This window comes from Parendozoicomonas sp. 2304DJ65-17 (genome assembly GCF_058148445.1).
This window is the reverse complement of the sequence record NZ_JBYVJV010000001.1, coordinates 156,693-170,845: the sequence shown is the minus strand read 5'-3', so window position 1 is coordinate 170,845 and position 14,153 is coordinate 156,693. Positions and strand designations below refer to the sequence as shown.

Below are 14,153 nucleotides of genomic sequence, written 5' to 3'. Positions count from 1 at the left end.
TGGCGAAGCTCCTGATTTCAGCTTAACTATTGAGAACTTTTCAGTGAGTGCTGAATTGCTGCAGCTGTTATGGGGGAGCAGTTATTTACGCAAGAATTGCCTATCTTTTCGCGTGTTTTGCAAGCATGGCCGTTGTGGGGGTAGCAACGCCTGTTTTCGCTATGTTTGGTAAGTTTGATCTGCCAGAACAGAGAAGTCTGGTGTCGTTTGATGAAAAGATAGCGGTCTGGATTACAAGAGATGGAAAGAGGCTTTGCCTTCAGAAGAATTGGGAGATTGATCCACACTGTGAGCCAATTTCATCTTTCAGGGGAGAAGATGGCATTCCATTGAGCGGAGATTTTTTTTTATCAGTGAGTGGTTATGAACTGACAGGAGCCTTAAGTGTACACCACTATAAGAGCAAGAGCTGGATATATCTTGGCTGTAAAGAGCACTTATTCCAGTTGAATTTCAGTGCAGTGTTTGACGATACAAATAGTTGTTGGATACCTCAGTATGAATATCAGCTTGTAAATGTATTGCCAAGCAAGCCAAAGGCTCATATTGATCATATAAAAGCTTATAGCCGAAAGTATAAATTAAGTGACGCTAGATCGGCAACGGAGTGGGAGTTTAACCTGATAGTTAGCTATAAAGGGTGTGGGGGGGTAGAAGACCGGATTGTTTTTTACGATTTTTCTGATGGCAGCCCAACAACTCAGGTAGCAGAAATTCTTTATAGAGAGACTTTGGGGACACTGGATGATCTCGTGGGAGTAGAGATGACCCCCCGTGGCCTTTATATCGCAACATCAACAAGTCTTCATTTTTTCAGACAAACAAAATATGGACTTGACCTTCTGCAGCTTGTGGCGAGTGGTTCCCCTAAAGATTTCATGGGAAGCGAGGATTATGTTAGAAATTTCAAAGATATTCGCTCCATAACCTATAGCCCAGGTCTCAAAAAAGCACATAAAGGTTTTCTTACAGTTTCAACAAATGTAGGGATTTTCATATGCAACCTTGATACTAATACCTGGAACGATGGTGTAATGCAGGCTGGGCCGGACTCGTTAAACCCTCCTTCATATTTTGCACGTGTAGAAAAACGAAGTGGAGAAGCCTGCATACATTACCGAGCCGATGAGAACTATTTTAACAAGTCTGGTTGGGCTGATGGGGATGCTGGAGCTGGCAAACTGCCAACGTCCTTTGCCTTATCATCAGGTTCTGTCTGGCCACCTGTAGACCCTGACGTGTGGGACAGGGAAATGAGTAGTGAGACAGAAGAAGAGGAGGTTGTCGGACGTATGGATATGGTTCAGACACTTGCCACGGTTCCAGCTCAATTCACTCTTCCTGTGACTATTCCTCGACAACACCCAACACAATGGCCACTAAGGTCAAGCTCTTCCCTAAGTTCCTATCGGGTTGAGAGGGGGGCATTTTCGAATCCGGAATCATTTGAGCGGGATGCTCCTATACCAGAAGATATGGAATTTACCTTGCAGCCAACATCTATGAGAAGAGCCCGTATACAACAGACTACTCATGGTTTTAGTCAGAGTCATAGTTGGCCTGGGTCGGGTATGCTGTCAGGAAGAGCTGTACCAGGGCAAGAGAGTGTGCAGCCGCTCTCATTTTTGCCACCCTCTTCGGGGGAACCATCAGGCCTGCCGTTTCCTCCATTTGTACCGGAGGAAACGGGCAAGCAGTAGGGGGAGGTGTTAAAGGAAAGTACCCAGATAGCTATCCCTTACGTTGCTGAAAAGACTGCAATTGATCCTTTGCAATAGCCTTCATTTACAACAACCTTTGTTTGTTTTCCCGGGCTTTTCAGACCGATGGTTTCTGAAAGGTGGGCAGCTATCAGCTCTATAGTTGTATCAGTGTCTACCAGGTAGCAGCTCTTTTCCGGAATCTGCAGCTCAAAGCCGCCCTGAATCGCTGTGTAGGAAAAAGTCAGGTGAGTAATTCCCTGAATATCTTGCGAATCTTTCAAATCTTCTTTGGTCGCCAGATAAATATCCGCCCAGGTGTTGGCAATCTGTTGTTCGAGATCGGGGCGTTCCTGGTCGTCCACAAAAACTTTTATCTGTGAGCGGTGGCCATGGGCTATGCGCTGGCAGTCACCTTTATGCTTCTTTAAACCATGACTGTAATGAAAGTATGGGCCGTTAATATCTTCGGGATAGAGTTTCATCTCTATGCCACAGACATTATCTGGTAAACCTGCAAGAACGTGCTGCTCAAGCAGTGGACGAATCAGCTCTGGTGTGATTTCTGTAACAGGCAGAGGCAAAATTGCCTGCAGTGGTGCTTTGCAGCGAATCTGCCCGCCATTGTTCAGTTTGAGGAATGTTTCTCTTAGATCTCCATGTTCCATAACAGACACTAGCTCGTGCTTTTCTGGTACAAGCAGGGCGTGATCTGCATAAGCGTCGATCATGGCTTTGATTTCTTTTTTGACATGGCCGAAATCGAAAACCATTCCTTCGTCATTCAATTCCCCAGTTAGTACAACATCAACCAGCCAGGTTTCACCAACAAGCCCTCGTTCAGGGCACAGGTAGGAGAAATCGATGGTGGTTAGTTGTTCGACGAATAAAGCACTCATTGTAATAAATTGGTCAGTTCTGTCTTTGTAATTGGAAAGGGATTGTATGTCACTCAATCACATCTGGCGACCACTCCTTGGATTTCAGGTGCAGGGTGGTTACAACCGGCATGTGATCGGAAATATCCAGTGGCAGTTGCCTGACTTTATGATTGGTTGAGTGTATGTAGGGAGGGTGAAAAATATAGTCAAGAACAAGGTCGAGATTGTCTCTGTTCAGATCATAAGCCGTAAGCCATTTGTCACCTTCAGGGCTGAACACTTCCTCAAGGCTTGGTATTCCCCTGAAATATTTATAGAAAGGAGTGAGAGGAGAATAGGGCGTGTAATGCACCTTTTGGTTTTCAGGGAGCCCTGAATAAAACCCGGGTGGTATCAGATTGAAATCCCCAGAAACCATCCAAAGTCGCTTCTTCTCTGTCAAGCGGGTGAGCCTGCTCAGCAGGGCATGAACCTGGCCTTCCATATTTCCCCGGCCAATTGTTGAAGCATCGAGGTGGGTGTTGATGGCTGTAAGGTTGCCTCCACCTGCGAGGGGGAAATATGTTTCAAAAAGAGAGTGGCGAGGATAAAACGGAACAAGTACCCGTGTTCTTCGGGTTGCCGGGAGCAGGTGTTGACTGGCGCTGTCCATGCGAAAACGACTCATGGTCATCATCACCATATCAACATTCCCAGTCAGGTGTTTACTGGGAATGAATAGTGCTTTCCAGTAAGACGCAGAGCTGTAGCAGGGCATCAGGTCTGAGAGTTTCTCATACAGCATCTTTAGCTGGTCTTGATGGTATGTGACCGGGTGTGTTCTGTGGACTTCCTGCAGCTGCAAAATGTCGGGGTTTTCTTCCCGAATAACTTCCACTATTCGGTCAAGATTTTTCTTTATATCACTCTGCTTAAGCGGAGGCTGATCGAAATCGCTAAGCCAGTAGGGATAAAAACTGCCAGCCAGGAACTGGATGTTCCAACTCATGATTTTTATCGGCTTATCCGGGTCAAGTTTGGGAGCGTCTGTTGAACAGTGAACTGGCAATTTTTGCCAGCTAGGTGGACTGTAGCCAAGCAGTAGTGGAAACAGCGGTACTGATAAAGTCAGCATGCCAGCAGTTGATAGTGTCAGCGCTAAGGCGAATGTTGTGATAAAACCGCCATCGTGTTTTCCAGTTCTGCTTGTCTGATTTTTCTGCTGCATTTTTTCACAGTTGTTTTTGTTCCCGGCAGCGAAGAATAGAACAGTTGCGGAACAATAGAGGTAAACTCTGTAAAAACTATAAAAGTTGACAATTGCTTATTGAGTGTCCGGTGTTTTTCATTCTATTCTGCACATCTTTCAGAACAACTTTCTATCGTTGAGAGATCGGGTTTGCGAGGAATAAGAGTGAAACCAGTGCCAATGACCCCTGATGCCACTGTGACTGAGGATGACCTCCAGTTTGATAAAGAACATATCTGGCATCCTTACACATCTGTCACACATCCAATTCCAGTATTCCCTGTAGAGTCGGCAGATGGGGTTCGTCTCACGCTGACAGACGGCACTGTTCTGGTAGATGGCATGGCATCCTGGTGGTCTGCGATTCATGGCTATAATCACCCTCAGTTGAACGAGGCTGCTCAGAGCCAGCTGCAGAATATGTCTCATGTTATGTTTGGCGGTCTGACCCACAAGCCTGCTATTGAAGCATCTCGCCGCCTCGTTGACCTGACTCCAGAACCTCTGCAGACCGTATTCCTGGCAGACACAGGTTCAGTTGCGGTAGAAGTTTCTATCAAAATGGCTGTGCAGTATTGGCGTAGTCAAGGTAATGAACAGCGTCGCCAGCTGTTAACAGTTCGTAATGGTTATCATGGTGATACAACCGGAGCTATGGCGGTGTGTGATCCCGTAAATGGTATGCACTCCATGTTTCGTGGTGTTTTGCTGGAGCATATTTTTGTAGAAGCGCCTGCCTGTGGTTTCCATGATGACTGGGATGAAAAATATATAGCCGAATTCCATCAGGCTCTGAAAGAAAACCATCAGGATCTGGTTGGGGTTATTCTTGAGCCCATCGTACAGGGCGCTGGTGGCATGCGTTTTTATTCTCCAGCGTATTTGCGCAGAGTAAGAGAGCTGTGCGATGAGTATGGTGTTCTGCTGATTCTTGATGAAATCGCCACAGGGTTTGGTCGCACCGGAAAAATGTTCGCCTGTGAACACGCCGATATTGTTCCGGACATTATGGCTGTAGGAAAAGGGATTGCTGGTGGCTATATGACTATGGCTGCGGTTATCTGTACGGAAAATGTCAGTCATACAATCTGTGACAAGGGCGTTTTCATGCATGGGCCAACTTTTATGGGCAACCCTCTTGCCTGCAGTGTGGCTTGCGCCAGCCTTGATATTCTTGCGACCGGCGAGTGGGAACAACAGGTAGACCGTATTGAAAAAGGGTTGCTGGAAGGATTGCGGGAGTGTGCCGAAATGTCTGCCGTTGCAGATGTTCGTGTGTTGGGTGCTATCGGTGTGGTTGAGCTGAAAGAGCCTGTGGATATGCATACCCTGCAGCCAAGGATTGTGAAAGAAGGCATCTGGGTTCGCCCATTCGGGAAGCTGGTTTACGTACTTCCTCCCTACGTTATGAGTGATGAAGACCTGGCATTCCTCTGTAACGGTATTCGTACAATTGTTCGGGAACTCTCAGATAATAATTCTGATCTTTCTGAAACTGTTTGATTAGCGCCTTTTCCAAGTTAGAAGTCTCCCGTTCAATGGAACGGGAGGTTTATCAGGTCTCCACTGTGTTTGTGGTAGCAATATCCCGGTCAACAATGCTGGTGACGCAGGCATCGGACCAGACATTGATGGCGCTTTCCAGCATGTCGATCAAGGCATAAACCGGAAGGATTACCCCCATCAGTTCAAGAGGCACATTCATGGTGGCCAGCAATGTACTGGCCAGCAGGAAACAGCCCATGGGTACACCGGCATTTCCTACTGCGGCAATAGTTGCAATCACAACCCAGGCCGCCAGTTCTGCTGTTGAGAAAGTCATTCCATTGAGTGTGGACACGAAAAGCACGGTAATCAGAATAAAACCGGCACAGGCATTCATATTAATGGTTGTGCACAGAGGAAAGCTGAACCGTGCCACACGGGAACTTATGCCCAAACGTTTTTGCGCAGCATCCATAGCGGCAGGCAACGCAGCACTGGATGACTTGGCGAAGAATGCCACTGCCAATGCTGGCAACATGCCACGGAAAGTTTTTGTGGGTGAAATGCCTTTTGACGCTAATAGCAATGGAAGTACAACTGTTGCCTGAACAATGTTTGCCAAAAGGATGCAGGTAAAATAAAGCAGAAGATGGTTGCCAATACTGTCTTTGGAAAGACTTTCAATGAACCCGGTCACAAAGGCCCACACTGCCAGTGGAAGAAGTTTCAATATGCCACTGGTGAGTTTCATGATGGCACCGAAAAGATCTTCAAACAGCACTTGTAAACGTTCACGGCGTTGTATGGGAAGGCTGAGAATAGCCAGGCTCAATACCAGAGCTAGAAACAGAACACTGATTACCTGACCTTCCGTAAACGGTGTAATAAAGCTGGTGGGCACAATCTCTATAACATATTGCCAGTAACCGGTTTGAGTTTGTGCGGTTTCTGCCAAAGTTGAAATCTGTGGTGTGCTGACTTGTCCAGCTGGGTTTATGACCAGAAACAATGCCAATGCAATAGTTGCGGCGATCACAGTGGTCAGCAATGTATAGCGGATTACGCGGCCTCCGAGAATACCGGCATCGTGAAGGCTGCCCATACCGGTAAGGGTGGAAAGAACCGAGAAGAAAATGATAGGAGTGCTGACCAGTTTCAGAAGTCGGATAAACAGTTCACCGATCACTTCTGCCGTGCTGTTGACGGCCGGAATATCCAGAAATCCAGTCAATATACCCAGCGCCGCGGCCAGCAATATAAGCGTGCCTGAATTAACAGGTAAGCGAAAACCAGTTGTTGTTTTTGTCACGTCTCTATCCCCCTGAACCTTGCCATCCTTGAGTGTTGTCTTTATTGAGACTTCAGGGAGGCGATGCTGGTTCAGCAAAGGTAGACGTTTTGTTATGCCATTCTAAGGTTGTTTTGCTATTTGCTTATACGTTTTTGCTTTGGGAGTTTGAAACCTTCTGGTCAATAGAAATCAAAACCGGCTGTACGGATTTCAAGGCTTTTCGGATGGTTAACAGCGGGTGGCTTTCCGTTTGTTTTTCAATTTTATCCAACAGCACTTTTCTGTCTTCAGCCTGAAGATGAACAAACAGCTCGGGTAAATTTTTGCCCAGTTCATAGGCATAAAGTTCCAATGCACTGCTATCAAACTGTTTATGCAGACTAAGGTAATCAATCGCACTCTTTGCAAGCAAAGCAGCCGCTCCTTTAGTGTCGGCGAGACCTGCCAAACGATCGGGGCTCTGCTGTTGGTCTTCTGGAAGAGTCAGCCAGAATTCAACCGTCAGTTCAAACAAGACTGCCTGCTGACGCAGAGAATGTTTCATCAGGCTGAGAGCTTCCCGGCCATAAGGTTGTTGCTTGGCTGAAAAATCAAAATAAAGGCGCATCATTTCCCGCAAACTGAATAAGATACGAGAGGCTTCTTCCCGGCGAAAATCCAGGGACTGATAAATATCCAGCTGCGGGCGGAAGTTCTCATCACTCACCATCCGTTCGAAAACGGCACCGGTATAGCTGCCGCCACGTTTTGGCAGGGAATCTGGCTGGGTTTCATCGATGGTTTTCAGTGATTTCAGCGCAAGGCGGTAATCTGCGGAATCCCAGATTTTATTCACATCAGGGATTTTTTGACCCAGATACCAAAGCTCGGCCGCTTTAGATGAGACAGAGAGAGCACAAAGACAAACCAACGAAGCAAGCAGTAATAGCTTTTTCAGCCCAGGCAGTGGGAAGATGAATTTGTTTTCCTGAAGAATTGTCATGAGCCGCCTGCTTGTTATTATATTGTTGCAGAAAGATGTCGCAGCCATATTTATCAGCCTGACACTCGGTGTCAGTCCGTAGCCAACGCCAACATACAACAACGATAAACGGTATGACAACGGATATCAGTCAAGTCAGCAGCTTTCCGCCCACAGATTTAGACATTGTGCAGCAGGTTTTTGATGCTCTCGATGGCCGTGTTGTGCTTTCTGAAAGTGATCCGGCTATTGATATCATGTTGAAAGCCATACCGGTTTTTGTTTCTCGTGGTGTTTCCGGTACCAACGTGAATAATCTGATTGAAGCGGTTGGTGTGTCCCGAAGAACGTTTTACAAATATTACTCGGGCAAGGTTGATGTCCTGGAAACAATCTACCGGGCAGGGGGAGAACTGTTTCTTTCCCGAGTTAATGACATCGTAAAAGATGCTGATAGTGTGTCGAGTCTGGTGGAAGAGGCTGTCGGCCTGTTCTTTCACTACCACACCAGTATCGGGCCGCTTATTTTATTGCTGGAAGAAGAAGCCATGCGCTCCGATTCTCCTCTCGCCCCCCTGCGTCAAAGTGTTTATGACCGCATGGCTGCTGCGTTACAGGATGGGGTTAAAACAATAGCGGGAGATGCGCCTGATAAAATGGTGTTTTACACCCTGATCTGGTCCATGGAAGCGGCTTCCTTAAACTTGATGCGGGATCAGCGCTACAGTATTGATGATGTCAGCAGGGTGCGTCAGGTTGTTATTCATATTGTGAAAAGCTCTCTCTCCTCCTGATTTCTCGCTAAAAACTATTAATATTCCCTCTTCAGCCCTAGAGTTCAGGCAGCTTTGACGAGGTCTGCTACATTCTCACCTTCCTAATTTGCGGCATAAGGACGGGTGAGAATATGGGTGTCAGGCCTGCATGGTTACAGGTAGTCGTTTTGGCCTTTGTTATTCCTACAGCTTTCAGCGCCAGTGCTGGTCTTAATGATGGGGGGGGGGCCAGAGTGGAAGCAAACAGAGTTTTTCTGATTCGTCATGCGCAATCTCTGGGAAATCAGACTCAAAGTTACAGTACTCATCCTGCCAACCCCACTTATTACCCAGCCCCACTTACAGATAAGGGCAGAGAACAAGCTCGGGCTTTGGGTGCTGAGTTATCTGGAGCTGGGATTGATGAAAGGAATGTTGCCTTTATTATTTCATCGCCACTGCCAAGAGCGATTCAAACAGCCCAGATTGTTGCACGAGGAATTAACCTTCCTTCTGATCGTATTCTTTTGGATGATCGATTGATTGAGCGAAATCTGGGGCTAAGAGATGGAAGGCCCTATAGTGACTTTACCGGAAATCACTGGTATCCCGAAGACCCTGAATCTTTTGGTGGTGAAACCTCTGAACAAGTTCGAACTCGGATGCTGGCCATTTGGGAAAAAGCCGTGTCACTATCAGAAAATGGGCATGTTCTGTTGGTTTCTCACGGCCAGCCAATTCACAGCCTGACAGAGGCTCTAACTGGCACTGCGCATCGGATAAGTAATGCACAGTATGTAGAGTTGTTCAGAGATGGCAGCAAGGTTAACGCTGACTGAGTTTTACATACTTGCTGTGAAGTTCGTCGAGCTGCTGATGAAGCTGTTCAATAGTGCCGCTGTTATCGATCAGGTCATCAGCAAGGCTTCGGCGTTTTTCACGACTGGCCTGAGAATGAATAATGGCTTCGGCCTGCTCCCGGGAGATGTTATCTCTGGTCATCGCCCGTTCGATCTGTACATCTTCAGTCACATCAATAACCAGAACCCGGTCGGTCATAGTGTGCTGTTTGGCTTCGAACAGTAAAGGTGAGACCAAAACAGAATAGGCAGAGTCTGACTGCTGAAGTTCCTGTTTTAATTGATCATTAATCAGTGGGTGCAGTAACTGCTCCAGCCAGATTTTTTCACCCGGATCATTAAAAATAATATCCCGCAGAGCACGGCGATTCAGGTTGCCATCATCCAATATCAGGTTTTGACCAAAATGCTCGGCAATACTTTTCAGTGCCGGACGTTTCGGTTCTACAACTACCCGGGAAGCCTGGTCGGCATCGGCAATGACTATTCCTTTACCAGCCAGATAATCGGTAACGGCTGTTTTGCCACATCCAATTCCGCCTGTTACTCCAACAACAAACACAGTCAGAACTCCTAAGGCATTGCCATCTGCATATAGTTGGAAATGATTTCATCGCCTTTAAACATTGCAATAAGACCGGCGGCAGCCAGATAAGGGCCAAAAGGAATGGGAATATTACGATCCCGGCCGCGGAAGATAATCATGGCGATACCAATCACAGCACCAACAAGGGAAGACAATAGAATAATCAGCGGAAGGAACTGCCAACCCATCCAGGCACCAAGTGCTGCCAGAAGTTTAAAATCACCAAAGCCCATACCCTCTTTGCCGGTAGTCAGTTTGAACAACCAGTACACAGACCAGAGGGAAAGATATCCAGCTGCCGCACCGTAAACAGCATCTTCAAGAGTGGTAAACATCTCATTGGTGTTGAGCAACAAACCCAACCAGAGAAGAGGCAGGGTCATGGAATCTGGCAGCAGCTGGTGGTCCACATCAATCATTGACATTGCTAAGAGCGACCAACTCAACAGGCAGACCATAAAGGATTCCATGCCTGGGCCATAAACCAGTGCACTGAGCAGAGCCAGTATGCCTGCTGCTAATTCAATAATCGGGTAACGAATGGAAATAGAGGTTTGGCAGCCACTGCACCGGCCACGGAGAAAGATGTAGCTGATAACCGGAATATTTTCCCAGGCACGAATTTTGTGCTCACACTTTGGGCAGGCAGAAGGTGGTACAACAAGGTTATAGCGAGGAGACTTATCAGGTTCTGATTCTGCATCAGGATTGAGGATAGCCTGACATTCGCTTTTCCATTGTTTTTCCATCATGACCGGCAAGCGGTGAATTACAACATTGAGAAAGCTGCCAACCAGCAAACCGAGCATAGTAATAACCCAGATCCAGATAGTCGGATCACTCAGTAATGTCATAATTTCGGCCACAAGGGATGTCCTTATTTTATTTTACTTCCGCCTTTCGAGGCGATTTCGTGCGTTGAGTATAAATGTTTGGTTGTGGCATTCACAGAGTCCCACCCTCTCAGCTAGAGACTCTGTGACACACTAAAGATAACTATAGGAAAAGACTGTCGGCCGCTGACTAGTTTTTTCTGATAATAAAGAACATGTACTCCTGCTCTGCTCCGCTGGGCATGGTATGAATGGATCTCTCAGCTTGTTCCACAACGAACAGGCCGTTTAACTCTTGATTCATTTTTGTGATGTCGTATTGCACAACATCCAGACCACCGCAGCAGTTTGGCCCATCGCAGGAAAAGGTGCCGATTATGGCCCGGCCATTATCGGCCAGACATTTCGAAAGGTTGTGGATATAGTTTTGGCGTTGAGCGATATCAGTAAGAAAGTGGAAAGCCGCCCTGTCATGCCAGATATCAAACTGCCTGGGAATGTTAATTTCAGTAATATCACCGGGTAGGTATACAGGAATATCCCCCATCTTTCCCAGTCGTGTTTTGATCAGGTTAAGAGCCGTATTTGATAAATCTACAAGAGTGATGTCTTTGTAACCCAGTCGAACAAGTTCATCTGTAAAGGTAGATGCGCCGCAACCAATGTCGACAATGCTGTCCGATGATCTGGCGTCAATTCTATGCAACATTTTCAAGGAGATGGATGGCAGTGGTTGATACCAGCCGACTTTGCAGGGATTTTTGGTTTGATAGATTGAATCCCAATGTGATGCCATAGATTCCACGGCTTCCCCAAACTCTGAATGATTTCTGCCGCAGCATGCAGCAGAAATCATTCAGAAGCGTTGAGAAAAGTCATATGAGACGTTGTTAGTAGGACTCTATCGGTGTGCCTTCGTAAGCTCTTGGTCCAGAGAAACTTTCAAGCTCACACATAGCCTGGCTGAAGATTTCAGCCATCTGCTTGGCGGTTGGCCGGGCATCAATCCCTGGTACCAGCAGAGTTTTCATTATGCGGGCTGGAGTCCAGTGCATGCCCTTATAAAGTTGCTGATCATCACCCGCAGGGTTGCCAAAATAGGAATCAACTAGATGCGCAACCTTTTTGGCGCTATTCGGCGTATTAATGATGGAGTAAAGCCTGTCTGTGAACTCCTCTTGTGCTTCTTTAGGTAGAACACAGGAGGAGAAGAGCAAAGCCGCTGACCAGACATCAGATTTCGGTAAAGCCAGTCCATGGTGATACTCGGGGGAGTGCACCATCGGGCATCCCGAAAGAGTGGTTGATTCATTGGTAGAGGCTACACCGGAGAAGGATGTCGCTTCTCCAAGATCAATAATCACGGCGTTGCCAGTTTCATTATCAACAAGAATATTGTCCGGCTTGATATCCTGATGTATTACGCCGTACTGCCCCAGCAAATGCAGACCTTCTCCGATCCCCATCATAATGTGGCAAAGTTGTTGCGGGCTTAGGTCACCTTTCGAGATTCTGCTTTGCAGGGTTTCTGAAGGGCGAAATGCCAGAGCAATGTAGGGCGCGTTATATTGATCGACTCCTGAACATAAAATATCTGGCAGGTTTTCACGGCCGGGTTCAAATGGGTCGACATAAGAAAGCGCGGTCAGAACCTTGGCTTCATGCTCGAGAGAATAAGCGCCAATTACCTGTCCATCGAACTGATAGCAGCGTTTAAATACGGCAGGAGTTTGGTGGACAAAACCAAAATGAGCGTAAGCTGTGCTGCCTTTCCCCAGAACGGTATTACCCATCTCCTCCAGGGTTGGAAGCCTGAGAGGAATGGTGTGGGCTGTTGGGCTGATGGCCGCTACATCTCGTTGATTGATGTCTACCTTAAAGCCCGCCTCTCCTTTATGAGTTGGTAATGTTTTCTCGGATGTTGTTACTGATGTGCAAAAACTCGAGTTACCAATCTTCTGCTGAAGCTCTGGTGCTTTTTTCATCCGCTCGAAAGGCGATGGAAGCCTGTTGAGTAAATTCCGAACTCTAGATGGACTTTGCATAACGATTCCCTCCCTGAAATCTTTATTCTTATTTCTCATTCAAGTCAGGCAAAGGAAATTTGGATATACAACTTTGGTGGATGCAGCGGGTATTTAGCACCTCTGGTTAGACGAAAGTCTTAGAGATAATCTTATAAAGCCAGGCAATGACAGGAATGTTGGATTTTATAACAGGGAAAATAAATAGCCTGATGCCTTTGTAATAAAACAAATTTGAGAAAACCGTAAAAGAAACAAGGTATTAGAGCGATCAGTTTTTTTTCCTGAAAATGCTCTTACGGCAAACCCTTAATGGAATTATGTTCTGTTTTGTTGGAAATAACAGAATCATTCACTGGTTTTTTTATCTTAAGCTAGGGGTATATACCTAGAAGACAAAAGATAGAGGGATAATTATGCTCATCGGTGTTCCAAAGGAAATCAAGAACCACGAGTACCGTGTTGGCCTGACTCCTATGGCAGTACACGAAGTGGTCGCGCACGGACACAGTGTAGTCGTTGAAACCAATGCCGGCACATCTATCGGTTTTACTGATGAAGATTATGTCGCTGCTGGTGCGCAGATCCTGCCAACAGCGGAAGAAGTTTTTGAAAAAGCAGAAATGATTGTAAAGGTGAAGGAGCCCCAGGAAGTTGAGCGTAAGCGCCTGCGTCCTGACCAGACTCTGTTCACCTATCTGCATCTGGCTCCTGATGCGCCACAAACCAATGATCTGATTGAATCCGGCGCAACCTGCATTGCCTATGAAACTGTGACTGATAATGCTGGTCGCCTGCCTCTGCTGGCTCCTATGTCTGAAGTCGCTGGTCGTATGTCTATTCAGGCTGGTGCTCATGCACTGGAGAAATATCTGGGCGGTCGTGGTGTTCTGCTGGGTGGTGTTCCTGGTGTTGAGCCTGCCAAGGTTGTGATTATTGGTGGTGGTGTTGTTGGCGCTAACGCTGCAGCTATGGCTGTTGGCCTGGGTGCTGATGTTGTGGTACTGGATCGCAGCGTTGATGTTCTGCGTAAGCTGGATGCCCAGTTTGGTAACAGTATCAAAACTGTATTCTCTACCAAGTACGCTATTGAAGAGCACTGTAAAGAAGCTGACCTGGTTGTTGGTGGCGTTCTGATTCCTGGTGCCGCAGCGCCTAAGCTGATTACCCGTGACCTGATCAGCAAGATGAAGTCTGGCTCTGCCATTGTTGACGTAGCTATTGACCAGGGCGGCTGTGCAGAAACCTCCAAGGCTACCACTCACGCTGACCCAATTTACATCGTTGATGATGTTGTTCATTACTGCGTAGCTAACATGCCTGGTGCTGTTGCCCGTACTTCTACCATGGCTCTGAACAACGCCACTCTGCCATTCGTTCTGGAGCTGGCTGATAAAGGCCCGCGTAAGGCAATGGAAGAGAATGAGCACCTGCTGAATGGCCTGAACGTTTGTAAGGGGGTGATTACCTGCGAGTCTGTTGCTGAAGCTCAGAACCTTCAGTTCCGTTCTGCTCGTGAGATGCTGCAGGAAATCTAATCAAAGATTTT

The 14,153-nt window shown here is 46.9% G+C and carries 13 protein-coding genes; 5 read left to right on the top strand and 8 right to left on the bottom strand.

Features of this window, described 5'->3' with window-relative positions; all coding sequences use genetic code 11:
• Positions 1 to 125 precede the first annotated feature (125 nt).
• Positions 126 to 1,700, top strand: coding sequence for a hypothetical protein (locus ACY2RR_RS00790; RefSeq protein ID WP_490106222.1), 1,575 nt, complete (start codon positions 126 to 128; stop codon positions 1,698 to 1,700).
• A 38-nt stretch (positions 1,701 to 1,738) separates the two neighbouring features.
• Here ACY2RR_RS00790 and ACY2RR_RS00785 read toward each other — a convergent pair whose 3' ends face one another.
• Positions 1,739 to 2,599 carry a 6-pyruvoyl trahydropterin synthase family protein gene (locus tag ACY2RR_RS00785; RefSeq protein WP_490106221.1) on the bottom strand — a complete coding sequence of 287 codons (861 nt, stop codon included), beginning with the start codon at positions 2,597 to 2,599 and terminating at the stop codon, positions 1,739 to 1,741.
• Between the two features lie 49 nt (positions 2,600 to 2,648).
• Positions 2,649 to 3,788, bottom strand: a complete 1,140-nt coding sequence (locus ACY2RR_RS00780; RefSeq protein WP_490106220.1) for an endonuclease/exonuclease/phosphatase family protein — start codon at positions 3,786 to 3,788, stop codon at positions 2,649 to 2,651.
• A gap of 186 nt (positions 3,789 to 3,974) precedes the next feature.
• On the opposite strand from ACY2RR_RS00780, the gene bioA reads away from it, so the two are divergent.
• Positions 3,975 to 5,312, top strand: a complete 1,338-nt coding sequence (gene bioA / locus ACY2RR_RS00775) for an adenosylmethionine--8-amino-7-oxononanoate transaminase (RefSeq protein WP_490106219.1) — start codon at positions 3,975 to 3,977, stop codon at positions 5,310 to 5,312.
• A gap of 52 nt (positions 5,313 to 5,364) precedes the next feature.
• Here the strand turns inward: bioA and ACY2RR_RS00770 are convergent, their stop codons facing one another.
• Positions 5,365 to 6,603 (bottom strand): dicarboxylate/amino acid:cation symporter, encoded by a 1,239-nt coding sequence (locus ACY2RR_RS00770; RefSeq protein WP_490106218.1) that lies wholly within the window; start codon positions 6,601 to 6,603, stop codon positions 5,365 to 5,367.
• A 124-nt stretch (positions 6,604 to 6,727) separates the two neighbouring features.
• Complete coding sequence (locus tag ACY2RR_RS00765) at positions 6,728 to 7,567, bottom strand: hypothetical protein (protein ID WP_490106217.1); 840 nt, start codon at positions 7,565 to 7,567, stop codon at positions 6,728 to 6,730.
• A 113-nt stretch (positions 7,568 to 7,680) separates the two neighbouring features.
• On the opposite strand from ACY2RR_RS00765, the gene ACY2RR_RS00760 reads away from it, so the two are divergent.
• Both ACY2RR_RS00760 and ACY2RR_RS00755 read left to right on the top strand, forming a co-directional pair.
• A complete protein-coding gene (locus tag ACY2RR_RS00760) occupies positions 7,681 to 8,340 on the top strand; it encodes a TetR/AcrR family transcriptional regulator (protein WP_490106216.1) in 660 nt (219 codons plus the stop codon).
• 113 nt (positions 8,341 to 8,453) lie between these two features.
• Positions 8,454 to 9,140: a histidine phosphatase family protein gene (locus tag ACY2RR_RS00755; RefSeq protein ID WP_490106215.1), complete on the top strand. Its 687-nt coding sequence runs from the start codon at positions 8,454 to 8,456 to the stop codon at positions 9,138 to 9,140.
• Here ACY2RR_RS00755 and coaE read toward each other — a convergent pair.
• The 4 genes from coaE to ACY2RR_RS00735 form a co-directional block, all read right to left on the bottom strand.
• Positions 9,127 to 9,723 carry a dephospho-CoA kinase gene (gene coaE, locus ACY2RR_RS00750; RefSeq protein WP_490106214.1) on the bottom strand — a complete coding sequence of 199 codons (597 nt, stop codon included), beginning with the start codon at positions 9,721 to 9,723 and terminating at the stop codon, positions 9,127 to 9,129. The two genes, ACY2RR_RS00755 and coaE, sit on opposite strands and share 14 nt — an antisense overlap.
• An 11-nt stretch (positions 9,724 to 9,734) precedes the next feature.
• Positions 9,735 to 10,604: a prepilin peptidase gene (locus tag ACY2RR_RS00745; RefSeq protein ID WP_490107042.1), complete on the bottom strand. Its 870-nt coding sequence runs from the start codon at positions 10,602 to 10,604 to the stop codon at positions 9,735 to 9,737.
• A 166-nt stretch (positions 10,605 to 10,770) separates the two neighbouring features.
• Positions 10,771 to 11,376 carry a class I SAM-dependent methyltransferase gene (locus ACY2RR_RS00740; protein WP_490106213.1) on the bottom strand — a complete coding sequence of 202 codons (606 nt, stop codon included), beginning with the start codon at positions 11,374 to 11,376 and terminating at the stop codon, positions 10,771 to 10,773.
• A 94-nt stretch (positions 11,377 to 11,470) separates the two neighbouring features.
• Entirely contained in the window at positions 11,471 to 12,625 is a 1,155-nt protein-coding gene (locus ACY2RR_RS00735) for a protein kinase domain-containing protein (RefSeq protein ID WP_490106212.1), read from the bottom strand.
• A 395-nt stretch (positions 12,626 to 13,020) separates the two neighbouring features.
• Between ACY2RR_RS00735 and ald the strand changes: the two genes are divergently transcribed.
• The gene (gene ald / locus ACY2RR_RS00730; protein WP_490106211.1) at positions 13,021 to 14,142 is read left to right on the top strand and encodes an alanine dehydrogenase; all 1,122 of its coding nucleotides are present in this window, start codon (positions 13,021 to 13,023) and stop codon (positions 14,140 to 14,142) included.
• The last annotated feature ends 11 nt before the right edge of the window (positions 14,143 to 14,153 follow it).

Bases quoted from the DNA above. Each gene is read 5' to 3' on its own strand.
- ACY2RR_RS00755 (WP_490106215.1), top strand. From the start codon at position 8,454: ATGGGTGTCAGGCCTGCATGGTTACAGGTAGTCGTTTTGGCCTTTGTT.
- ACY2RR_RS00735 (WP_490106212.1), bottom strand. From the start codon at position 12,625: ATGCAAAGTCCATCTAGAGTTCGGAATTTACTCAACAGGCTTCCATCG.
- ACY2RR_RS00790 (WP_490106222.1), top strand. From the start codon at position 126: ATGGCCGTTGTGGGGGTAGCAACGCCTGTTTTCGCTATGTTTGGTAAG.
- ACY2RR_RS00785 (WP_490106221.1), bottom strand. From the start codon at position 2,599: ATGAGTGCTTTATTCGTCGAACAACTAACCACCATCGATTTCTCCTAC.
- ald (WP_490106211.1), top strand. From the start codon at position 13,021: ATGCTCATCGGTGTTCCAAAGGAAATCAAGAACCACGAGTACCGTGTT.
- ACY2RR_RS00765 (WP_490106217.1), bottom strand. From the start codon at position 7,567: ATGACAATTCTTCAGGAAAACAAATTCATCTTCCCACTGCCTGGGCTG.
- ACY2RR_RS00760 (WP_490106216.1), top strand. From the start codon at position 7,681: ATGACAACGGATATCAGTCAAGTCAGCAGCTTTCCGCCCACAGATTTA.
- ACY2RR_RS00780 (WP_490106220.1), bottom strand. From the start codon at position 3,788: ATGCAGCAGAAAAATCAGACAAGCAGAACTGGAAAACACGATGGCGGT.
- ACY2RR_RS00740 (WP_490106213.1), bottom strand. From the start codon at position 11,376: ATGGCATCACATTGGGATTCAATCTATCAAACCAAAAATCCCTGCAAA.